This window comes from Streptococcus parasanguinis (assembly GCF_001069785.1).
In the GTDB taxonomy this organism is placed as follows: domain Bacteria; phylum Bacillota; class Bacilli; order Lactobacillales; family Streptococcaceae; genus Streptococcus; species Streptococcus parasanguinis_T.
Genome location: NZ_JVSR01000005.1, coordinates 1 through 20,733, shown reverse-complemented (window position 1 = coordinate 20,733; position 20,733 = coordinate 1). Strand labels below are relative to the sequence as shown.

At 42.4% G+C, this 20,733-nt stretch carries 24 protein-coding genes; 19 read left to right on the top strand and 5 right to left on the bottom strand.

What is annotated here, in order from left to right; translation table 11 throughout:
* The first annotated feature begins 13 nt into the window (after positions 1-13).
* The 5 genes from ADG03_RS00565 to ADG03_RS00545 all read left to right on the top strand — a co-directional run bounded on the left by ADG03_RS00565 (position 14) and on the right by ADG03_RS00545 (position 7,027).
* Positions 14-2,662 (top strand): valine--tRNA ligase, encoded by a 2,649-nt coding sequence (locus tag ADG03_RS00565; RefSeq protein ID WP_049472988.1) that lies wholly within the window; start codon positions 14-16, stop codon positions 2,660-2,662.
* 5 nt (positions 2,663-2,667) lie between these two features.
* On the top strand, positions 2,668-3,669 hold the full coding sequence (locus tag ADG03_RS00560) for a hypothetical protein (RefSeq protein WP_049472987.1): 1,002 nt from the start codon (positions 2,668-2,670) through the stop codon (positions 3,667-3,669).
* Between the two features lie 10 nt (positions 3,670-3,679).
* The gene (locus ADG03_RS00555) at positions 3,680-4,150 is read left to right on the top strand and encodes a Panacea domain-containing protein (RefSeq protein ID WP_049472986.1); all 471 of its coding nucleotides are present in this window, start codon (positions 3,680-3,682) and stop codon (positions 4,148-4,150) included.
* A 4-nt stretch (positions 4,151-4,154) separates the two neighbouring features.
* Positions 4,155-5,375 carry a DNA cytosine methyltransferase gene (locus ADG03_RS00550; RefSeq protein WP_049472985.1) on the top strand — a complete coding sequence of 407 codons (1,221 nt, stop codon included), beginning with the start codon at positions 4,155-4,157 and terminating at the stop codon, positions 5,373-5,375.
* 77 nt (positions 5,376-5,452) lie between these two features.
* Positions 5,453-7,027 carry a hypothetical protein gene (locus ADG03_RS00545; RefSeq protein ID WP_049472984.1) on the top strand — a complete coding sequence of 525 codons (1,575 nt, stop codon included), beginning with the start codon at positions 5,453-5,455 and terminating at the stop codon, positions 7,025-7,027.
* Positions 7,028-7,095: 68 nt separating this feature from the next.
* Here the strand turns inward: ADG03_RS00545 and ADG03_RS00540 are convergent, their stop codons facing one another.
* Positions 7,096-7,710 carry a TVP38/TMEM64 family protein gene (locus ADG03_RS00540; RefSeq protein ID WP_009732361.1) on the bottom strand — a complete coding sequence of 205 codons (615 nt, stop codon included), beginning with the start codon at positions 7,708-7,710 and terminating at the stop codon, positions 7,096-7,098.
* A gap of 148 nt (positions 7,711-7,858) precedes the next feature.
* On the opposite strand from ADG03_RS00540, the gene ADG03_RS00535 reads away from it, so the two are divergent.
* The 13 genes from ADG03_RS00535 (at position 7,859) to ADG03_RS00475 (ending at position 16,706) form a co-directional block, all read left to right on the top strand.
* Positions 7,859-8,536: a hypothetical protein gene (locus tag ADG03_RS00535; RefSeq protein WP_239667193.1), complete on the top strand. Its 678-nt coding sequence runs from the start codon at positions 7,859-7,861 to the stop codon at positions 8,534-8,536.
* Positions 8,537-8,731: 195 nt separating this feature from the next.
* The gene (locus ADG03_RS00530; RefSeq protein ID WP_045759146.1) at positions 8,732-9,259 is read left to right on the top strand and encodes a YqeG family HAD IIIA-type phosphatase; all 528 of its coding nucleotides are present in this window, start codon (positions 8,732-8,734) and stop codon (positions 9,257-9,259) included.
* A 2-nt stretch (positions 9,260-9,261) separates the two neighbouring features.
* Positions 9,262-10,368 carry a ribosome biogenesis GTPase YqeH gene (yqeH, locus tag ADG03_RS00525; RefSeq protein WP_049472983.1) on the top strand — a complete coding sequence of 369 codons (1,107 nt, stop codon included), beginning with the start codon at positions 9,262-9,264 and terminating at the stop codon, positions 10,366-10,368.
* A 224-nt stretch (positions 10,369-10,592) separates the two neighbouring features.
* On the top strand, positions 10,593-10,904 hold the full coding sequence (gene yhbY / locus ADG03_RS00520) for a ribosome assembly RNA-binding protein YhbY (RefSeq protein WP_003005853.1): 312 nt from the start codon (positions 10,593-10,595) through the stop codon (positions 10,902-10,904).
* 21 nt (positions 10,905-10,925) lie between these two features.
* The gene (locus tag ADG03_RS00515; protein ID WP_049472982.1) at positions 10,926-11,558 is read left to right on the top strand and encodes a nicotinate-nucleotide adenylyltransferase; all 633 of its coding nucleotides are present in this window, start codon (positions 10,926-10,928) and stop codon (positions 11,556-11,558) included.
* A complete protein-coding gene (gene yqeK / locus ADG03_RS00510; RefSeq protein WP_013903187.1) occupies positions 11,555-12,151 on the top strand; it encodes a bis(5'-nucleosyl)-tetraphosphatase (symmetrical) YqeK in 597 nt (198 codons plus the stop codon). Before ADG03_RS00515 ends, yqeK begins: the two co-directional genes overlap by 4 nt.
* On the top strand, positions 12,152-12,652 hold the full coding sequence (locus tag ADG03_RS00505) for a cysteine hydrolase family protein (protein ID WP_049472981.1): 501 nt from the start codon (positions 12,152-12,154) through the stop codon (positions 12,650-12,652).
* A 14-nt stretch (positions 12,653-12,666) separates the two neighbouring features.
* Entirely contained in the window at positions 12,667-13,020 is a 354-nt protein-coding gene (rsfS, locus tag ADG03_RS00500) for a ribosome silencing factor (RefSeq protein WP_049472980.1), read from the top strand.
* 207 nt (positions 13,021-13,227) lie between these two features.
* Positions 13,228-13,968: a class I SAM-dependent DNA methyltransferase gene (locus ADG03_RS00495; RefSeq protein WP_277754530.1), complete on the top strand. Its 741-nt coding sequence runs from the start codon at positions 13,228-13,230 to the stop codon at positions 13,966-13,968.
* A 6-nt stretch (positions 13,969-13,974) separates the two neighbouring features.
* Positions 13,975-15,069 (top strand): nucleotidyltransferase, encoded by a 1,095-nt coding sequence (locus ADG03_RS00490; RefSeq protein WP_049472978.1) that lies wholly within the window; start codon positions 13,975-13,977, stop codon positions 15,067-15,069.
* A 233-nt stretch (positions 15,070-15,302) separates the two neighbouring features.
* A complete protein-coding gene (locus ADG03_RS00485) occupies positions 15,303-15,557 on the top strand; it encodes a type II toxin-antitoxin system Phd/YefM family antitoxin (RefSeq protein WP_003014291.1) in 255 nt (84 codons plus the stop codon).
* 3 nt (positions 15,558-15,560) lie between these two features.
* Positions 15,561-15,815 carry a Txe/YoeB family addiction module toxin gene (locus ADG03_RS00480; protein WP_013903192.1) on the top strand — a complete coding sequence of 85 codons (255 nt, stop codon included), beginning with the start codon at positions 15,561-15,563 and terminating at the stop codon, positions 15,813-15,815.
* Positions 15,816-15,989: 174 nt separating this feature from the next.
* A complete protein-coding gene (locus tag ADG03_RS00475; protein WP_003005873.1) occupies positions 15,990-16,706 on the top strand; it encodes a YebC/PmpR family DNA-binding transcriptional regulator in 717 nt (238 codons plus the stop codon).
* Between the two features lie 52 nt (positions 16,707-16,758).
* On the opposite strand, the gene ADG03_RS00470 is transcribed toward ADG03_RS00475, so the two are convergent.
* The 4 genes from ADG03_RS00470 to ADG03_RS00455 are packed head-to-tail and all read right to left on the bottom strand — an operon-like array spanning position 16,759 to position 19,526.
* Positions 16,759-17,085, bottom strand: a complete 327-nt coding sequence (locus ADG03_RS00470; protein ID WP_049472977.1) for a DUF5960 family protein — start codon at positions 17,083-17,085, stop codon at positions 16,759-16,761.
* Positions 17,066-17,437 (bottom strand): hypothetical protein, encoded by a 372-nt coding sequence (locus ADG03_RS00465; protein WP_049472976.1) that lies wholly within the window; start codon positions 17,435-17,437, stop codon positions 17,066-17,068. The genes ADG03_RS00470 and ADG03_RS00465 overlap by 20 nt, the downstream gene beginning before the upstream one ends.
* On the bottom strand, positions 17,434-18,846 hold the full coding sequence (locus ADG03_RS00460; protein ID WP_049472975.1) for a Y-family DNA polymerase: 1,413 nt from the start codon (positions 18,844-18,846) through the stop codon (positions 17,434-17,436). The genes ADG03_RS00465 and ADG03_RS00460 overlap by 4 nt, the downstream gene beginning before the upstream one ends.
* Before the next feature lie 2 nt (positions 18,847-18,848).
* Complete coding sequence (locus ADG03_RS00455; RefSeq protein ID WP_049472974.1) at positions 18,849-19,526, bottom strand: helix-turn-helix domain-containing protein; 678 nt, start codon at positions 19,524-19,526, stop codon at positions 18,849-18,851.
* Positions 19,527-19,685: 159 nt separating this feature from the next.
* Between ADG03_RS00455 and asnA the strand changes: the two genes are divergently transcribed.
* Positions 19,686-20,678: an aspartate--ammonia ligase gene (asnA, locus tag ADG03_RS00450; protein WP_003005888.1), complete on the top strand. Its 993-nt coding sequence runs from the start codon at positions 19,686-19,688 to the stop codon at positions 20,676-20,678.
* Positions 20,679-20,733: the final 55 nt, after the last annotated feature.

The following is a 20,733-nucleotide window of genomic DNA, read 5'->3' as shown; positions in this document are numbered from 1 at the left end:
AAAGGACACACACATGTCTAAAGAACTTTCACCTAAATACAATCCAGCCGAGGTTGAGGCTGGTCGTTACCAAAAATGGCTTGACGAAGATGTTTTCAAGCCTTCAGGCGATAAAAAGGCGAAGCCTTATTCAATCGTTATTCCACCACCAAACGTAACTGGGAAACTTCACCTTGGTCACGCTTGGGATACAACTTTGCAAGATATCATCATCCGTCAAAAACGGATGCAAGGTTTTGATACGCTTTGGCTTCCAGGTATGGACCATGCTGGGATTGCCACTCAAGCTAAAGTAGAAGCGCGTTTGGCTGAAGAGGGCATCTCTCGTTATGACCTTGGTCGTGAAAAATTCCTTGATAAAGTCTGGGAATGGAAAGACGAGTATGCGACGACTATCAAGCAACAATGGGGCAAGATGGGGCTCTCTGTAGACTACTCTCGTGAGCGTTTTACCCTTGATGAAGGGTTGTCAAAAGCGGTTCGTAAGGTCTTTGTAGAGCTTTACAAAAAAGGTTGGATTTACCGTGGTGAATTTATCATCAACTGGGATCCAAAAGCCCGTACAGCCCTTTCTGATATCGAGGTTATTCACAAGGATGTCGAAGGTGCCTTCTACCACATGAACTACATGTTGGAAGACGGTTCACGTGCCCTTGAAGTAGCAACAACTCGTCCTGAGACTATGTTTGGGGATACTGCCGTAGCGGTTAACCCAAACGATGATCGTTATAAAGATTTGATTGGAAAAAATGTTATCTTGCCAATCTTGAATAAGCCAATCCCAATCGTTGGGGACGAACACGCAGACCCTGAGTTTGGTACTGGTGTGGTGAAGATCACTCCTGCCCACGACCCTAATGACTTCTTGGTTGGTCAACGTCATAACTTGCCACAAGTCAACGTTATGAACGATGATGGTACCATGAATGAATTGGCTGGTGAATTCAACGGTATGGACCGCTTTGAAGCACGTAAGGCTGTTGTTAAGAAATTGGAAGAAATCGGTGCCCTTGTCGAAATTGAAAAAATGACTCACTCAGTTGGTCACTCAGAGCGTACAGGTGTGCCAGTTGAACCACGTTTGTCTACACAATGGTTCGTTAAGATGGATCAATTGGCGAAGAATGCCATCGCAAACCAAGACACAGACGACAAGGTTGATTTCTACCCACCTCGTTTCAATGACACCTTCCTTCAATGGATGGAAAATGTTCACGACTGGGTAATCTCTCGTCAGCTCTGGTGGGGTCACCAAATCCCTGCTTGGTACAATGCTGAGGGTGAAATGTACGTTGGTGAAGAAGCACCAGAAGGTGACGGATGGAAACAAGACGAAGATGTCTTGGATACGTGGTTCAGTTCTGCCCTCTGGCCATTCTCAACTATGGGTTGGCCTGATGTGGAAGCAGAAGACTTCAAACGTTACTTCCCAACTTCAACCTTGGTAACAGGTTACGATATCATCTTCTTCTGGGTGTCTCGTATGATCTTCCAATCATTGGAATTCACAGGACGCCAACCGTTTAAGAATGTTCTTATCCACGGTCTTATCCGTGACGAGCAAGGACGTAAGATGTCTAAATCTCTCGGTAACGGGATTGACCCAATGGATGTTATCGAGAAATATGGTGCTGATGCCCTCCGTTGGTTCCTTTCAAACGGTTCTGCACCAGGGCAAGACGTGCGCTTCTCTTACGAGAAAATGGATGCATCTTGGAACTTCATTAACAAGATTTGGAACATCTCTCGCTACATCCTCATGAATAATGAAGGATTGACCTTGGATGCAGCACGTGAAAATGTAGCTAAAGTGGCTGCTGGTCAAGCAGGTAACGTGACAGACCGCTGGATTCTCCACAACCTCAACGAAACGATCGGTAAGGTCACTGAAAACTTCGATAAGTTTGAGTTTGGTGTGGCTGGTCACATACTCTACAACTTCATCTGGGATGAGTTTGCGGACTGGTATGTGGAGTTGACTAAGGAAGTGCTTTACAGTGATAATGAGGACGAAAAAGTCATCACTCGTTCTGTCCTTCTTTACACCTTGGATCAAATCTTGCGTCTCCTTCACCCAATCATGCCATTCGTAACCGAAGAAATCTACGGCCAAATCTCTGAAGGAACAATCGTGACTGCGGAATACCCAGTAGTTCGTCCAGAATTTGAAAACGAAGAAGCTGCAGCTGGCGTTGAGGCTCTTAAAGACGTGATTCGCTCAGTACGTAACTCACGTGCAGAAGTGAACGTAGCACCAAGCAAACCAATCACTATCTTGATTAAGACAAGCGACAGCAAGCTCGATGCCTTCTTCAATGACAACGTTAACTATATCAAACGCTTCACAAACCCAGAACACTTGGAAATTGCGGCAGATGTAGAGGTACCTGATTTGGTTATGTCAAGCATCATCACAGGCGCAGAAATCTACTTGCCACTCGCTGACCTTCTCAATGTCGAAGAAGAATTGGCCCGTCTTGAAAAAGAATTAGCCAAATGGCAAAAAGAACTCGACTTGGTTGGTAAGAAGCTCTCTAACGAACGCTTTGTAGCCAATGCCAAACCAGAAGTCGTCCAAAAAGAACGCGACAAACAAGCCGACTACCAAGCGAAGTACGATGCGACCGTAGCGCGGATTGATGAGATGAAGAAATTGGTATAAGTTGAATGATTGACTCTAATAAGTTTACAGACTTTTTAAAAAACTATTTTGAGCATTGTAAAAATCAAGGATGGAAGAAATTTTTTGGTTTCTTCCTCCTGCGTTTTACAGTTTACTTAGTACCAGTTTTGTTAGCTTTTCCTCGAGTTAGTGATATAGTTAATCAGCATTGGTGGTATATTGTTTTTTTCTGTATTTTCAATTTATTTTTATTTATTCTGATGGAGTATGTGTCCACAAAGAAAATCTTTGATGAAGAAGAAAAAATTATTGAAAAATATAAGCAGGATATTGAAGATATTGAAAACTTACATAATGTTGATTCAAAAAATGCAGAGGTTGAAATTATTTCTCTGAACGATGAGATTGAAGAAAAACAAGATCAGATAAATGATCTCGAATTGAGACTTCAATCTTCCAGAATAAAACATGATGAGCTTACAGAGACAATAGGAATGTATTCTGGTATAATAGACTCTAATATTCAAAAATTTATTTTTCAACTTTTTAAAAGTTTGGAGTTAGGACATCATGACAGAATTTCATTATATAGGCGTGATGAGATTAAATCTGATTTTGTCATTTTAACTCGACACAGTAAAAATGAAGAATTTAAAAAACAAGCTCGAAAAACTTATCCTCATGATGAGGGTTTTATTTCGAAATGTTGGGGAAGTGAACCGATTTTTTATATTGATATGATGGATGAGTTTCCTGATGTAGAAGATGAGGATGGATTCAATACTTATTTTGAAAAATACTATTCAAAACAAGGAATAAAATTTGATCCAGATGTTTTAAGAAATATTTCGATGAAAAGTCGTTCTTTTTACGTAAGGAATATTTATGATGAATCTCAAGAGAAAACATTTGGAGTTTTAGTAATTGAGTCAATTGATCCTAAAATAGGAAACTTTTCATCAGAAGAGGAAATCACTAAGCGTTTAGATGAAGATCCGTTGATTATGCCGTATCTCTATTATCTGATGAATAATAATTTGAATTAGGAGGTGTTGTATGAATAAAATCATTGATAACGTTGTGAGATACTTGGTTAGACACTATCCTGAGTCTTCGGAATTAAATAAAACCAAACTTACTAAGTTAGTGTACTTGATTGATTGGAAGTATGCTCAAAAGTACCGTGAGCAAGTGACTAATATAAAGTGGAAATTTGATCACTACGGACCGTATGTTTCGGATGTTATTGAAGCTGTTAAAGCAGATAAAGATCTTTCAATCAATGAGACATATTCCGCATTTGGTACAGCTAAATATATAATAAATTCTAATATTGATAAGGAGCTATTAGATTATCGTTCGTTAACTTCACTACAAATATCAATTATTGATGAGGTGATATTAGAGACAAAATCTTTGTACTGGAACGATTTCATAGATCACGTTTATTCAACATATCCTATTGTTCACTCTGAAAGATATTCTGATTTAAATTTAGTAAGTTTAGCAGAAGAAGAAAGCAGGTAACTACATGACAAATTCTGTAAGTTCGAACCGCTCTGAGAAGTACAACATTGCAGCTTTCTTCTCAGGTGTTGGGGGAATTGAGTTGGGATTTGAACAGACCAACGAGTTCAGAGTGGTGTATGCCAATGAATTTGATAAGTATGCGCGTCAGACTTATCGTTTAAATTATCCAAATACGCATTTGGATAGTCGTGATATTCATGCGGTGCAGCCGGAAGAAATTCCAGCTGAGCGCGTGGATGTGATTATGGGAGGCTTCCCTTGTCAGGCCTTTAGTATTGCGGGTTACCGCAAGGGCTTTGATGATGATCGTGGGGATCTTTTCTTTGAATTACTTCGCATGATTGAGGGGCGTAAACCTCGCGCTATCTTCATCGAAAACGTCAAGAATATGGTCGGTCATGACCATGGCAATACCTTCAAGGTTATTCGTGAAGCCTTGACCGAGAACAACTATTTTATCAAGTGGAAGGTTCTCAACGGAAAAGACTACGGAAATATCCCACAAAACCGTGAGCGGATCTACATTGTCGGCTTTGATACCAAGGAAGCCTATGACTTGTTTGAATTCCCAGAGGAAATCAAGCTGACAACGACCTTGGCTGATGTTATTGATTTTGGTGCCAAGCCAGATGAAGCCTACTATTATCGAGAAGGCAAGCAAAATTTCTACGCTGACCTTAAGGCCAACGTGACCAGTCAAGATACGGTTTACCAGTGGCGTCGTCAATACGTTCGTGAGAATAAAAATGGCGTTGTTCCTACTTTAACAGCCAATATGGGAACAGGTGGGCACAATGTCCCTCTGATTTTGACTGACAGTGGGGAGATTCGTAAGTTAACACCAAAGGAAACCTTCAATGTACAAGGTTATCCAAAGACCTTCAAGTTGCCTGAGGGTGTTTCCAATGGCCAACTCTATAAACAGGCTGGAAATAGTGTGGTAGTCCCTGTAATTAAACGCATCGCAGAGCGGATTGCTTTTGCCCTTAATGAGAGCAATGGTCCGTCTCAACTGGATCGTTCCGGAAAATTCGCGATTATCTATACCAAGATGAATGGTCAGTTCGAGGGACAGTCTTATGTGAAAGATTTTGTCTCCACTTATGAGGAAGCAGAGAAGAAGATTGCCTCCTATGAGGATGGCCTTGCCATTTTATCTGACGAAGATTATTTCAGATTGGTAAAAAAACGTGGCAATTTGGAGTTTTACAGCATTATTTAACGAATTATATAAGTAAGAGGACTAGTGAAAATCTAGTCTTCTTTTGATATACTTAAATAATAAGTGAGGAATAAATGATGTGGGAAAACCTTAAACATGAACAAAAAGAAAAATACAAGACGCTCATTACCAATTTTGCTAGTCTGAGTGAAGCATTTTCTCAAAAAGCTGAAGCCGAAGATTTTAACGATCGAGAAAACTACGTTGCTCCGATAGTCAATTCAAAATTCCAAGAGACTGTTTTCCAAAAAGCTTTTCATGCTGTTGGGGAAGATATTGCCAACACCTCTTATGATGCTTCGCTGGTCGTTGATGAGCAACATAAGTATTTGGTTGGAATTAAATCCTTTGGTTTGGACTCAGGGGACCAAAAGATTGCTCAATTCAAGAAAGATTCACAGTCTTGGAATGAACTATTGAGTGAAATTCGATTTCAGGCTGATATTTCACCGGACAAGGAAACAGCTGATAAAGAAAATGATGCCCGATATGAAAAACTGGCCCGTGAGATTGCGACCTTGCGAAATCAACGGATTGAATCATCCAAAGCACTCATAAAGGGGTTTCATTCTGATTCTAGTCATGTAGAAGCCGTCTATCATGTCTTGATGCCGACCTCGAAAGGTCACAAACCTCAGATCCATGTAGGAGAGACGACTTATTTGCCCGTTGATCTAGACCATCTCAAGATTTTAGGCTCGACAACCAAGAACAATCCGACAAATTTCCGTTTTACAGATGGTCATCATGACTACAAGTACACGGCCGCAGATAGTCAGCTCCATATGACCTTTAGGAATAAGGAGATTGTGGTTGATACTTGGGATGTGAATTATGTCGAAGATCCCTTTTATCTCTTTGAACACCTTCACTTATTGACCTCAGAAAAAAGTGATTCGGAGATTCTTGAGACGGTGTCGTGGGTGATCACAGATAAGCGTGGAAATGTAGAAGAAAATTCTGGCTTTAATGCTTTTAATGGTGGATCAAAGTTGGCCAAGAAGGAGCGCTTGCCACGGATTTTAAAGATTCAGGACAAATTTAAAGATAGCCTCGCTCCAGAAGAACTAGCTTTTGTGACCTTCTCTTTAGAAGAAATTCTCTTGAAAAAGTGGTCTACCAAGGAAGAAAAAGCCCAGATGAAGGCTATTCGCGAGGACTTGATTCGTTTTGTACACGAGACGGGTAATGAAAAACTAATCAAAGAAATTGAACAGCTGGTGTATCGTCCAGTCAGTGAAGTGTATATTCCTCTTCCAGACTCCAAACATTTTCATGAGGAGCGTCCGGACTTTTTTGGTAAAGATATTGGAAGGTTTGAGCCAGGTACAAGTAAACTTGTGCTCCCAAAAGAAGAACGGACCTTTAAGCTACGATTTTTATCATCAGGTGATGTGATTACGGCCTATATCAACCAAGAGGCTGGGAAGGCCATTCAATCAACTGATAAGCAAGAAATCCTTGGGAATTGGATTCTTCGTGGGGTCTTTCAGTTAAAAGACAGAGAGATCTTAACGGGTAAGAAATTATCTCAGTTAGAAATCAATGGTATCCGTCTTACTAAATTCAAAAACGGTGAAATCGGTATTGATTTCATCTGGATCGATGTGGACAATCCTCCTGCAGACGCGATTGGTTGGGTTGTGAAATAGAGAGTAATAAACTATTCATAGAACTACAAAAACACCACCTCCTAGTCTTTAGGAGGTGGTGTCATGCTTTAGACCATTTTCCAGAAATAATCGATGATATAGGTTAGGCCGTAGGTGTAGATGACCAGGGTGATGGGTTTGCAGAGGATGATAATAGTCATGTAGCGTTTGAAGGTCATATTGGTCAGACCTGCTAGCATACAGATGAAGTCGGCAGGACTAACGGGCCAGATCATCATGAAGATAAAGAAGCGATCGAACCGCTTGCCTTCATTGAGCCAGCCAATGTACTTGTCATAGGTCTTCTGGCTGACCATAGATTGGACGAACTTAGGTCCGTACATTCTGGCGAGATGGAAGATAATAGCACAACCGATGACGATGCCGATGTAGTTATAAATGGTCCCGATAATATGACCGTAGATGAAAACACCTGCTACAGATGTCAGGGCGCCGGGAATAATAGGGACAACTGTCTGAAGGATCTGAAGAAAGATAAAGAGAGGGGGTCCAAAGATGCCTGCTTGGAGAATAAAAGCTGACAAAGTTTCCTTGGATTGAAGGATGCCAGCAAAGTAGGCCCAGATACAAAAGGCCAAGGTCCCAAGAGCTCCGATGATGGAGGACCAATTAATGATGCGCTGGAGAAGAGGAGAGACCTCTTTTAAGCTTGTTTGTTTCATAAAAAATTCCGAGTTCTTTTTCTTCTACTATACCATTTTTTAGTCTATTTGCAAGCTCTGGTGATGAAGGTGATGAAAGTCTTAAAAGATGGTATAATGATGTAATTGGAAGCTAAAATAAGTATCATAGGTATTAGAGGAGGATGTAGTGGAAGAATATATACATTTATACCATCAGAAATTATGGGAAATAGCTTTTAGTAATGTTGAGAAGGTATTTGGTGTATTTTTTATAATTTTACTAGTTTTATCAATTTACCCTATTTATACTTCATTTCACAAATTGGTAAGACGAAAAAAACTTGTTTTTGTGCTTGTATGTATGCCTTTTTTCTTGTTCTTTCTTTGTATGGCTACGGAGTATCTATACAGCTATGATAAAATTATGAATCCAAATTCACCATATAATGATTCCTTACGTATTGCTTCCTTAAAATCTGATACAGTCTTGCCGGTACTGGAAAATGTGGACGAAGTCCCTATCGCTAGTATTGATGGGGATCTAAAGAGAAAAGATATTATCTTATTTGCGGTACCTAATCCGATATTTTATGATGGATTGTTTGGAAACGTGGCGAATCATCTGGCAGTTGGGCAGACCGTGGGAAATAATTTTGTTGTCGCATTAGTAGATTTTGAGGAGAAGAAAGGTGAATGGCAATCTGTGGATATTCGCATTTCTCCTGGTGATGCTGAAAAAGATTTTAAGAAATTCTCTAAGGTTCTTCATATTAAAAAAGGTGAAAGAGAAGGAGCTGAAGGAATAATACTGACGCTTCAAAAACTTCATGAATCAACATTACGAAAAGAAAAAAATGGAGAATAGTACAACTTGTGAATGAAACTGTTCTCTACTCTAACAGTAGAACTTTCCTCTTTGGAAAGTTTTTTTGTCTAGAAAGAGTAACGAAGACATTCTCCATTTGTTTATAAGTAGCCCTCTCCTCTGAGATCAAGTCATCCGTGCTAAAAAGCCCATTTTATGCTATAATGGGGAGAATACGAATGTTTGGAGAAAAACGTGTCAATCGAAAATTACAAACCAGATTTTGCGGTGGAAGCAGCCTATGATCTCACCGTTGCAGACTTGAAAAAACAAGGTATCAAGGCGGTCCTTGTGGATTTGGATAACACCTTGATTGCTTGGAATAATCCGGATGGGACTCCGGAGATGCGCCAATGGTTGCATGACCTTCGTGATGGAGGGATTCGGGTTATCGTGGTGTCTAATAATAGTCCCAAACGGGTCAAACGCGCTGTTGAGAAATTTGATATTGACTATGAAGCTTGGTCGCTCAAGCCCTTTACTTTTGGGATTGATCGTGCCCTCAAACGTTTCCACTATGAGAAAAATGAAGTGGTCATGGTCGGGGATCAACTGATGACGGATATCCGGGCTGCCCATCGTGCAGGCATTCGTTCGATTTTGGTCAAGCCTTTGGTCGAGCATGACTCGATCAAGACGCAGATCAACCGGGCGCGTGAACGCCGTGTTATGAAGCAAATGGCCGAGAAATATGGTCCAATTGTATATAAAAAAGGAATTTAAGAATGGAAGAATTATTCTGTATTGGCTGTGGAGCGCCCATTCAGACAGAAAACAAAGAGGGGCTGGGTTATACTCCCCAATCAGCTCTTGAAAAGGGCTTGGAAACAGGAGAAGTCTATTGCCAACGCTGTTTCCGTCTCCGTCACTACAATGAAATCACAGATGTGCATCTGACAGATGATGATTTCCTAAAACTTCTTCACGAAGTAGGGGATAGTGATGCTCTCGTGGTCAATGTAGTGGATATTTTTGACTTTAATGGATCTGTCATTCCTGGTTTACCTCGCTTTGTAGCAGGAAATGATGTCCTCCTGGTCGGAAACAAAAAAGACATCTTGCCCAAGTCTGTCAAGGACAGCAAGGTGACCCATTGGTTGATGGAGCGGGCCCACGAAGAAGGCATGCGTCCTGTCGATGTGGTCCTCACCTCTGCCCAAAACAAGAGTGCTATCAAGGACTTGATGGAAAAGATTGAACAGTACCGTAAGGGCCGTGACGTCTATGTGGTGGGTGTGACCAACGTTGGGAAATCGACCCTCATCAATGCAATCATCCAAGAAATCACTGGAGATAAGGATATCATCACGACCTCTCGCTTCCCAGGGACGACACTGGACAAGATCGAAATCCCACTGGACGATGGATCCTACATCTACGATACACCAGGGATTATCCATCGTCACCAGATGGCTCATTACTTGACAGCAAAAAATCTCAAGTATGTCAGCCCTAAAAAGGAAATCAAGCCTAAGACTTATCAGCTCAATCCAGAGCAAACCCTCTTCTTGGGTGGTCTAGGACGCTTTGACTTTATTAAGGGGGAAAAGCAAGGTTTCACCGCCTTCTTTGACAACGAACTCAAGCTTCACCGAACCAAGCTAGAAGGAGCGACGGCCTTTTATGACAAGCATGTCGGTGGCTTACTAACTCCTCCTAACAGCAAGGAAAAAGAAGAGTTCCCACCCTTGGTTTCTCATGAGTTTACCATCAAGGACAAGACAGACCTGGTCATCTCAGGACTGGGCTGGATCCGCGTCAATGGAGAAGCCAAAGTAGCCGTCTGGGCACCAGAAGGCGTCGCCGTCGTTACCCGCAAAGCTATCATTTAAAAAAACAGGAAAAAATATATCTGAAGAGCGAACAAAGTGAGCTCATAAAGAGATCGTTATTGCCGTGGTGTAGTTGCCAATCGATCGATTGGCAAGGGCAAAATGGAGACCAAGGCTCCATTTTGAGGTGAGGAAATCCATTTTTCAAAGATGAAATCTTTGAAAAATTAGTTCCGGCCGTCCCCACCACTTAAAATAACGATCACAAAAAAGGAAGTAAAAGCATGACATTAACATCTAAACAACGGGCTTTCCTCAACAGCCAAGCCCACAGCCTCAAACCCATTATCCAAATCGGGAAAAACGGGCTCAATGACCAAATTAAAACCAGTGTGCGCCAAGCGCTAGATGCGCGCGAACTGATCAAGGTAACTCTTCTTCAAAATACGGATGAGAATATCCATGAAGTAGCAGAAATCTTGGAAGAAGAAATCGGTGTGGAAACGGTCCAAAAGATTGGTCGGATTCTCATCTTGTTCAAACAATCGAGCAAAAAAGAAAATCGTAAAATTTCAGCGAAGGTAAAAGAAATTTAAGACATCGAGGAGAGCAAACCTATGGCAATTGAACTATTGACTCCCTTTACCAAGGTAGAGTTAGAGCCAGAGATCAAAGACAAGAAACGCAAACAAGTTGGTATTTTGGGTGGAAATTTCAATCCGGTCCACAATGCCCATTTGGTCGTTGCGGATCAAGTGCGCCAACAATTAGGGTTAGATAAGGTGCTCTTGATGCCTGAGTATGAGCCACCGCATGTCGATGTCAAGGGGACGATTGCAGAGCACCATCGCCTTAAGATGCTGGAATTAGCTATTGAAGGCATTGAAGGTCTAGAGATCGAGACGATTGAGCTCGAGCGGAAAGGGATTTCCTATACCTACGACACCATGCTATTGCTCAATGAACGGGATCCAGACACAGATTATTACTTTATCATTGGTGCAGATATGGTGGATTATTTACCAAAATGGCACCGCATCGATGAATTGGTGGAGATTGTGCAATTTGTCGGGGTCCAGCGACCACGCTATAAGGCAGGGACTTCTTATCCGGTTATCTGGGTGGACGTTCCTCTAATGGACATCTCCTCTAGTATGGTGCGCGATTTTGTAGCTAAAGGCCGGACGCCGAATTTTATGTTGCCAAAACCAGTCTTGGACTACATCAAGAAAGAAGGATTGTATCAATGACCTATGAAAACTATCTAGGCTTTTCTCGTGAGGTCTTGCTTGAAAAAATGCGCCAAATCCTGCCAGAAAAGCGGCTAACTCACTGTTTAGGAGTTGAGAAGGCTGCGCGTGACTTGGCCAAACGCTATGGGGCTGACGAAGAGCAGGCTGGTCTAGCAGGTCTCTTACATGACTACGCCAAGAAATTATCAGATCAGGAATTTCTGGACTTGATCGATCGCTATGAGCTGGATCCAGCATTAAAAAACTGGGGTAACAATGTCTGGCATGGGATGGTCGGGATATACAAGATCCAAGAAGACCTCGGACTGACAGATCCAGCCATTCTTCGCAGTATTGAGATTCACACTGTAGGGAGTGGACAGATGTCAACCTTAGACAAGATTGTCTATGTGGCGGATTACATTGAGCACAATCGGGCCTTTCCAGGGGTAGATCAAGCACGTGATATCGCCCAAGTCTCTTTGGATCGTGCCGTGGCCTATGAGACAGCTCGCACAGTCGAACATCTAGCTCACCAAGGATTGCCGATCTATCCCCAAACCCTTGAAACCTATAACGCCTTTGTGAAGTATTTGAAAGAGGAGCAGTGAGTGAAGACAGCTTTTATCATTATTGATGTACAAAATATCTTAGTGGAAACAGGTTTTGAGACCGAAAAGCTTCTGGAGAAGATTGCTTATTTACAAGAACAGGCTAGAAAACAGCAGGTTGAAATCATCTACATGCAGCATATTGAAACGCCAGAGGCTTTAACTTCGGAAGATTGGCAATTATCGCCCCTGCTGAAGAGGCAGGCAGATGAGAAGGTATTTCAGAAGCGATACAATAGCATATTTAAAGAGACAGGATTAAAAGAATACTTGGATCAACAAGGGATTGAACAACTGGTCCTGTGTGGTATGCAGACAGAATATTGTGTCGATACATCCGTCAAAGTGGGGTTTGAATACGGTTATAAGTTGGTTATTCCAGAAGGGGCTGTCACAACCTTTGATGGAGAGGATATTCCGGCAGAAACGCTTAATGAATTTTATGAAAATATTTGGGCAGAACGTTTTGCGGATGTCTTAGATTACCAATCAATTTTTTAAGGAAAGAGGATTACATGAAAGAAAAAGAACTACTTGAACTAGTTGTCAAAGCAGCAGATGAAAAGCGTGCGGAAGACATTGTGGCTTTGGATGTTCAAAGCTTGACCAGCGTGACAGACTACTTTGTCATCGCAAGTTCTATGAACAGCCGCCAATTGGAGGCTATCGCTGAAAATATTCGCGAGAAAGTCATCGAAGCTGGTGGCAATGCCAGCCACGTCGAAGGTGATTCAGCTGGAGGTTGGGTCCTTCTTGACTTAGGTGGTGTGGTGGTTCATGTCTTCTCAGAAGAAATGCGTGCCCACTATAACCTAGAAAAGCTATGGCACGAAGCAAGTGCTGTCGATCTTTCAGCAGCCCTAGCATAAGCAGGTAAACTCAGTTGGTAGCAACTGAGTTTTGTTGGTTAAATTGAAATTCTATGGAAAGAAAGGATGGGGCCTCGTGTTTGGTTAATTTGATAATTGAACACGAGCTAAAAGCTGTGAGAAAAAGAGGAACTTCCTTTGTATCTGACGATACGGCAGAAAGTTTCCTATTTTCTCTTTGCTTTTAACGCTCTTTGTATCATGAATATGGCTACTTATGAAACCTTTGCGGCGGTCTATGATGCGGTCATGGATGACAGTCTGTATGATTTGTGGACGGATTTTTCCCTCCGCCATCTCCCAAAGACAAAAGATAAGAAAAAATTACTGGAATTGGCTTGTGGGACAGGGATTCAGTCTGTTCGCTTTTCTCAAGCTGGATTTGATGTGACAGGGTTAGACCTGAGTGCTGACATGTTGAAGATTGCCGAAAAGAGAGCTGCTTCAGCCAAGCAAAAGATTGATTTTATCGAGGGCAATATGCTGGACCTGTCGCAAGCAGGAACTTATGACTTTGTAACCTGCTACTCGGATTCTATCTGCTATATGCAGGACGAGGTAGAAGTAGGGGATGTCTTCAAAGAAGTCTACAATGCCCTCAATGAGGACGGGGTCTTTATCTTTGATGTCCATTCGACCTACCAGACGGATGAGGTTTTTCCAGGCTATTCTTACCACGAAAATGCAGAAGACTTTGCCATGCTCTGGGATACCTATGAGGATGCGGCACCTCACTCGATCGTCCATGAGCTGACCTTCTTTGTCCAAGAAGAGGATGGCAGCTTTAGTCGCCACGATGAAGTCCATGAGGAACGCACTTATGAAGTTTTAACCTATGACATCTTATTGGAGCAGGCTGGCTTTAAATCTTTCAAATTGTACGCAGACTTTGAAGATAAGGAGCCGACAAAGACCAGCAAACGATGGTTCTTCGTGGCACAGAAGTAGGACAGTATGACAATTACAGGTATTATTGCAGAATTTAATCCTTTTCACAATGGTCACAAGTACCTGCTTAAACAGGCAGAAGGGCTGAAGATTGTGGCCATGTCTGGGAATTTTGTTCAACGTGGGGAGCCTGCCATTGTAGACAAGTGGACACGGGCCCAGATGGCTTTGAAAAATGGAGCGGATCTGGTGGTTGAGCTCCCCTTTCTCGTGGCTGTTCAGTCGGCTGATCATTTTGCTAAGGGAGCGGTAGAAATCTTGTCCCGTCTAGGAATCGACCAATTGACTTTTGGGACAGAAGAGGTCTTAGATTACCAAGCGATTGCGACTGTTTATTCGGAGAAAGAAGCGGAAATGGAAGCTTTCCTGCGAAGTCTTTCAGGCGATTTATCCTATCCACAGAAAACGCAAAAAATGTGGGAAACCTTTGCTGGAGTGGAGTTCACAGGGGATACTCCCAATCATATTCTAGGGCTGGCTTATGCCAAGGCTTGTGCTGGGAAGGGGATTGTGCTTAAGGCTATCCAACGGCAAGGTGCAGGCTACCATTCAGAAGAAAAAGAGGCGGCCTATGCTTCTGCGACTAGTCTACGCCTACACAAGGAAGATCAGGACTTTGTCGCTAAATTCATGCCCAATAGCCAACTCTTTCAGTCGGCTCCACAGGTATCTTGGGAGGATTATGACCAACTGCTCCGTTATCAAATCCTAACACATCCGGATCTGACACAGATTTTTCAAGTCAATGAAGAACTGGCCCATCGGATAAAGGATGCGATTCGAAGTGCTAACTCTGTGGAAGACCTAGTGGAGAAAGTCGCAACCAAGCGCTATACCAAGGCTCGTGTCCGCCGCATCTTGACCTACATCTTGGTAGGGGCGATGGATCAAGCTCTTCCCGACGCCATTCATGTCTTAGGATTTTCCGCAAAGGGGCAAGCCCACCTCAAAGGCTTGAAAAAATCAGTAGAAATTGTGACTCGAATTGGTAAGGAACCTTGGGACAGTTTGACCCAACAAGCGGATCAGGTGTATCAGCTAGGTAATCCCCAATTGCCAGAGCAGATCTGGGGTCGAGTGCCTGTGAGGGTGGAAGAATAAACAATCTGACGTAAATTTTCTCTGCTCACATTCACGTAAGGCAAGAAGTTTATGATGCACGGAAACAGTGTTTATCTACTGTCTAAAAATTCCTTTAGACAGTAGATTTTTTTTACCAAATTTAGAAATTTTTTACGAATAATTAATTGGAGAAGGAAAAACTTGTACAAGTTCCTGACAAGTTTTTCTTTTTCATGTATAATAATAGAAAAGAGGTAGAATGAGGTATGGCAATGGAAGCAGTCGTTTATTCAACATTCCGCAATCATTTGAAGGATTATATGAAGAAGGTGAATGATGAGTTTGAGCCTTTGACGGTCGTGAATAAGAATCCAGACGAAGATATTGTGGTCATCTCTAAGAGCGAGTGGGACAGCCTACAAGAAACCCTGAGACTAGCTCAGAACAAGGAATTGTCAGATAAGGTCTTGCGGGGCATGGCAGAAGTCCGAGCTGGTCAGGTTCAACTCCATGAGATTGAGGGGTAACAGATGTTACTCAAGTTTACAGAAGATGCCTGGAAGGATTATTGTTACTGGCAAAGTCAGGACAAAAAAACACTGAAGCGAATCAATACCCTTATCAAAGAGATCCAAAGGGACCCATTTGCAGGGATTGGTAAGCCTGAGCCTTTGAAATATGACTTTCAAGGAGCATGGTCAAGACGGATTGATGCAGAGAATCGCCTGATTTATATGCTAGATGAGTCAGGTGTCGCTTTCCTCTCTTTTAAAGATCATTATTAAGTCTTTAAAAGAGGATCTTTTTGATAGTTAGGATAGCTATTTAAAATTCCCAACTCGAAGAAAATTCCTATAAAATCCCCTTTCTAAAAATAGAAAAATCTAGTCTAACTTCGATGATTTGTGATATAATGTTAAAGATTGAAAATAATTTGAAAAAATTTAAGGAGAATCCTCATGGGACGTAAATGGGCCAATATTGTTGCCAAAAAAACTGCCAAAGATGGTGCCAACTCAAAAGTGTATGCTAAATTTGGTGTGGAGATCTATGTAGCTGCTAAAAAGGGTGAACCAGATCCAGAACTAAATACTGCTTTGAGATTCGTTATTGACCGTGCGAAACAAGCGCAAGTGCCAAAACACGTGATTGATAAAGCGATCGATAAGGCAAAAGGAAACACTGACGAAACCTTTACAGAAGGACGTTACGAAGGGTTCGGACCAAATGGTTCGATGTTGATCGTTGATACCTTGACGTCAAACGTTAACCGTACAGCTGCCAATGTCCGTGCTGCTTTTGGTAAAAACGGTGGGAACATGGGAGCTTCAGGTTCTGTATCTTACCTCTTTGACAACAAAGGTGTTATCGTCTTTGCTGGTGATGATGCCGATGCTATCTTTGAACTTTTGCTTGAAGCGGATGTTGATGTAGATGATGTCGAAGCAGAAGAAGGAACGATCACAGTCTACACTGCTCCAACTGATCTTCACAAAGCAATCGTTGCTTTGCGTGAATCAGGTGTCGAAGAATTCCAAGTAACAGAATTGGAAATGATTCCTCAATCAGAAGTTGAGTTGTCAGGTGAAGATTTGGAAACATTTGAAAAACTTTACAGCGTTCTTGAAGACGACGAGGACGTACAAAAAATCTACACAAACGTAGATGGATTCTAATCACTCGTAAGGACTGTAGTGAATCCCATAAATTAAGAAAAAGGATAGCTTCTCAGATCAAGCTATCCTTTTTCTCTGTCTGATGAGGATCTATCTTTTGTAAGTGATGGCCTGTATAAGTGTAAATACGGGTCAGGGGTGATTGGGAGAGTGTGGAAACCTTAAAATAGAAATAATGGTCTCGATGATCCCGACTTTTGGTGTGGTGAAGACGAAAGTAGTTTCGCTGGCCTGCTGCCATAGAGTGGAGAATATCGTCTTCTAAAAAGACGAGCGGCGTAGAAGTAGCGGCCCACTTGTAAAAGTCCATCTCAAATTGGTGGTAATTCTCCGAAAAATAATCAAATTGTAATTCGTGTTTAGTCTGAATAGGTTTCATAGGGTGTTTCCTCAGATTCAATAAAAATGATAGAGTCTACGAGGAGACGGTGGTAGTGGCCATCGCTTTTGAGAAGAACCTCAGAAGCAGATAAGGTGTGAATCGAACCTGTGTAGGTTGCAAATTGATTCCCCTCTAGAATTGTGATCGAGATCGTCGTTTGTTGTTGAAAGGCCTGCTCCAGAAGCTGAATCTTTTCAGCAAGTGGAAGAACCGTGAGCTGACTGCGGTCAATTTCTTTTGTATGCAGGGCGGTTGTGTGCTCGGATAAAAAGAAGCCAGCCCATTTGGCCATGCCACGATCTTGAAATTCGCGGGCGGATTGATAAGGGAGATAAGAACGGTCGATCATGTTAATCCATCTAAGCCTCCTGCGGAATGTCCGCCTGTTAGTTTACTGCGTGCAATGGCGCGTGAGTTTTCTAGTAATGAGGAGCCTTTCTGAAGAGAGGTAAAGCCAAATTGGTCCCGAATGCGGTCAATGGTCTGCTGGAGTTTTTCCTCTTTTTCTAAGGCTACTGGATCATCGAAGAGAGAAAAGAGTTGAAGAGACTCCTCGACAAGTTCTCCATAAAAAACGCCGATCTGCCGAATGGCTCCTCCTTCGTACTTGGAGCGAAAGAGCCGCAGAACCGTATCGGATAAAACCTTGGTGGATTGGGTAGGCTCAATCTTTTGCTGGCAGTGAATGGACGGAAGCCCCTCGATTTTGGAGTAGGAGGCATGAATGGAGATCAGTTGGGTCTTCTTTTTTTTCCGTCGCAAGCGAATAGCCACCTGTTCAGCCATCTCCCGAAACACCAGTTCAATATCAGCTTGTAGATGGTAGTCATAGGGCAAGATTTGAGAGTTGCCAATGCCTCGTGACTTCGGACGATAAGGCTTGTGGACATTGCTTTCATCAATGCCATGAGCATGGAACCACAGTTGAAGGCCCATGACTCCGAATTCTTTCTTTAAGAGATCTGGGTGAGCCTGGGCCAGTTCTGCAATCGACGAGATCCCGATCTTTTGCAATCGCTTTTCAGTCCGACGTCCAATGCCCCAAAAATCAGTAAGCTGGGGCAGTTTCCAGACCTTACTTTCTACATCTTCATAAGACCAATTGGAGCGCATATTTCGGCAATGCTTAGCTTCATTGTCCAAGGCTAGCTTGGCAAGAAGGGGATTGGCATTGCTGAGGCCGATGGTAGAGTAGATGCCAGTTTCCTGCCAGATCCTTTTTTGGATTCTGGCAGAAAGGAGATCCAGTTTTTCCTTTCGAGAGAGGGAGGGATCTGGAATAAAATAATTTAAGGAAGAAGTCAGATCGATAAAGCCTTCGTCAATCGAGTAAGGGAAAATATCATCTGGTGCTGCAAATTCCTGAAAGACTTTTTGAATCTCCATATTGACCTGAATGTAGGCATTCATCCGTGGAGGCACAATTAGGGTCCTCTTGGCCCAGGATTCAATGGATGCAATAAAGGCTGGATCTGTTGGCAATCCTTGTTTTTTAGCGACGTAGCTATTAAATTTTCTGGTTTTGAGGTCAAAAGGTAGGTCGTAGCTACGGCTGACATTTTTCTTGCCAAAGACTTGTTTGAAAACGGGAGAGCTGGCCAAAATTAGGCCAGCAGAATTGTCGCTTCGACTCATGACGCAAAGAGAAGTCGTCAAGGGATTGAGCCCCAGACGGACACATTCACAACTGGCATAAAAACTTTTCATATCCACAAAAGCAATATCAGAATGAGGCTCACGTGAATAATCAAATAGCATATTTAAACCTCGAGTGGAAGAAAATGCCCGACCACAATGCCGACGATTTTGGGCTCGTCTTCATAGGGAGCAAATAAATCATCGTAGTCAGGGTTGATGGATTCTAAGCGCAAGCCTTCAGCCTCCCGATAGACTTTCTTGATATAGGTCTTTCCGTTCCACATGAGGGCGTAGACAGCCCCATCATAGTCAAAGCCAGTCTGCTTCATGAGGGCAACAGAGCCGTTGGGATAGAGAGGTTCCATCGAATCACCTGATACCCAAGAAGCGAAATCGTGCTGGATCTCTTGGTCAAAATAGACAGTTTCATAGTCCGTTTCGTTGTCATAAAAGGTGTGTCCTAAACCGGCTGCCAACTCAATCGAAAGAACCTTATAAGCAGTCAAGGAAACAACTTTTTGCTGCTGTTCAAATAACTGGCTGGCCAACTGGTCGACTTTCTTTTGATGAGGTGGGGTTAATAAAGGGTAGGTGTAGAGTGCGGAGTCTTTGTTAATAAAGTAGTCCTCTTTAACGGAGAGGCGCTTGGCCAACCTCCTGAGATTTTTTTCGTGCGGCTCCGCTAAGCCATTCTCCCAACTGGAGTAAGTCTTGCGAGAAATCTTGAGATCCTCGTAGACATCTGCTTGGGTCAAGCCTTTTTCCAGGCGTCTTTCTTTTAGTTTTTTTGCATCAAACATGTCGCTTCTCCTATGTAACGTTTTAAAAGTTACATACAGTTTATCAAAAATGAATCCTTTTTGCAAGAGAAAAATTCAGTTGAAAACGAATGAAAAGACTTGATTTTGATTGAAAAAGGAGTATAATCAATTCTAAAATGTCTATAAATGAGGAACTATATGAAAAAAAGTTTTATCCACCAACAAAAAGAAATTTCGTTTGTTAAAACGACGTTTACGCAGTATTTAAAAGATAAATTGGATATCATTGAAGTCCAAGGGCCAATTTTGAGTAAGGTAGGAGACGGGATGCAGGATAACCTTTCTGGGATTGAACATCCGGTATCTGTAAAGGTCCTTCAAATTCCTGATGAGACTTATGAAGTCGTGCATTCACTTGCAAAATGGAAACGCCATACCTTGGCACGTTTTGGTTTTGGCGAAGGAGAAGGTCTCTTTGTCCATATGAAGGCTCTTCGTCCAGATGAAGATTCGCTAGACGCTATCCACTCTGTTTATGTAGACCAATGGGACTGGGAAAAAGTCATCCCAAATGGTCAACGCAATATCGCCTACCTCAAAGAAACGGTTGAAAAAATCTACAAGGCGATTCGTTTAACAGAACTAGCAGTAGAAGCGCGATATGACATTGAGTCAGTTCTTCCAAAACAAATTACCTTCGTTCACACAGAAGAGTTGGTGGAACGCTATCCAGATTTAACTCCAAAAGAGCGTGAAAATGCCATTGCCAAAGAATTCGGAGCCGTTTTCTTGATCGGGATTGGTGGAGAGCTTGCAGATGGCAAACCACACGATGGCCGTGCACCTGACTACGATGACTGGACAACAGAGTCTGAAAATGGCTACAAGGGCTTGAATGGTGATATCCTAGTCTGGAATGACGTTCTAGGTTCAGCCTTTGAGTTGTCTTCAATGGGAATCCGTGTCGATGAAGATACGCTTCGCCGCCAAGTTGCGATCACAGGGGACGAGGATCGTCTCCAATTAGAGTGGCACAAAGCTTTGTTAAATGGTCTTTTCCCACTTACAATTGGTGGAGGGATCGGACAATCTCGTTTGGCTATGTTCTTGCTTCGTAAGAAACATATCGGTGAAGTCCAAACTAGTGTCTGGCCTCAATCTGTCCGCGATGAATATGAAAATATCCTATAAGGAAGAAAGAGAGTGGGACAGAAATCGGTAATTCGTTAGAATTCGATTTCGTCGT

Excerpts from the sequence above, each read along its gene's own strand:
- ADG03_RS00565 (WP_049472988.1), top strand. The coding sequence starts at position 14 with ATGTCTAAAGAACTTTCACCTAAATACAATCCAGCCGAGGTTGAGGCT.
- ADG03_RS00560 (WP_049472987.1), top strand. The coding sequence starts at position 2,668 with ATGATTGACTCTAATAAGTTTACAGACTTTTTAAAAAACTATTTTGAG.
- ADG03_RS00555 (WP_049472986.1), top strand. The coding sequence starts at position 3,680 with ATGAATAAAATCATTGATAACGTTGTGAGATACTTGGTTAGACACTAT.
- ADG03_RS00550 (WP_049472985.1), top strand. The coding sequence starts at position 4,155 with ATGACAAATTCTGTAAGTTCGAACCGCTCTGAGAAGTACAACATTGCA.
- ADG03_RS00545 (WP_049472984.1), top strand. The coding sequence starts at position 5,453 with ATGTGGGAAAACCTTAAACATGAACAAAAAGAAAAATACAAGACGCTC.
- ADG03_RS00540 (WP_009732361.1), bottom strand. The coding sequence starts at position 7,710 with ATGAAACAAACAAGCTTAAAAGAGGTCTCTCCTCTTCTCCAGCGCATC.
- yqeH (WP_049472983.1), top strand. The coding sequence starts at position 9,262 with ATGGAAGAATTATTCTGTATTGGCTGTGGAGCGCCCATTCAGACAGAA.
- yhbY (WP_003005853.1), top strand. The coding sequence starts at position 10,593 with ATGACATTAACATCTAAACAACGGGCTTTCCTCAACAGCCAAGCCCAC.
- ADG03_RS00515 (WP_049472982.1), top strand. The coding sequence starts at position 10,926 with ATGGCAATTGAACTATTGACTCCCTTTACCAAGGTAGAGTTAGAGCCA.
- yqeK (WP_013903187.1), top strand. The coding sequence starts at position 11,555 with ATGACCTATGAAAACTATCTAGGCTTTTCTCGTGAGGTCTTGCTTGAA.
- rsfS (WP_049472980.1), top strand. The coding sequence starts at position 12,667 with ATGAAAGAAAAAGAACTACTTGAACTAGTTGTCAAAGCAGCAGATGAA.
- ADG03_RS00495 (WP_277754530.1), top strand. The coding sequence starts at position 13,228 with ATGGCTACTTATGAAACCTTTGCGGCGGTCTATGATGCGGTCATGGAT.
- ADG03_RS00490 (WP_049472978.1), top strand. The coding sequence starts at position 13,975 with ATGACAATTACAGGTATTATTGCAGAATTTAATCCTTTTCACAATGGT.
- ADG03_RS00485 (WP_003014291.1), top strand. The coding sequence starts at position 15,303 with ATGGAAGCAGTCGTTTATTCAACATTCCGCAATCATTTGAAGGATTAT.
- ADG03_RS00480 (WP_013903192.1), top strand. The coding sequence starts at position 15,561 with ATGTTACTCAAGTTTACAGAAGATGCCTGGAAGGATTATTGTTACTGG.
- ADG03_RS00475 (WP_003005873.1), top strand. The coding sequence starts at position 15,990 with ATGGGACGTAAATGGGCCAATATTGTTGCCAAAAAAACTGCCAAAGAT.
- ADG03_RS00470 (WP_049472977.1), bottom strand. The coding sequence starts at position 17,085 with ATGAAACCTATTCAGACTAAACACGAATTACAATTTGATTATTTTTCG.
- ADG03_RS00465 (WP_049472976.1), bottom strand. The coding sequence starts at position 17,437 with ATGATCGACCGTTCTTATCTCCCTTATCAATCCGCCCGCGAATTTCAA.
- ADG03_RS00460 (WP_049472975.1), bottom strand. The coding sequence starts at position 18,846 with ATGCTATTTGATTATTCACGTGAGCCTCATTCTGATATTGCTTTTGTG.
- ADG03_RS00455 (WP_049472974.1), bottom strand. The coding sequence starts at position 19,526 with ATGTTTGATGCAAAAAAACTAAAAGAAAGACGCCTGGAAAAAGGCTTG.
- asnA (WP_003005888.1), top strand. The coding sequence starts at position 19,686 with ATGAAAAAAAGTTTTATCCACCAACAAAAAGAAATTTCGTTTGTTAAA.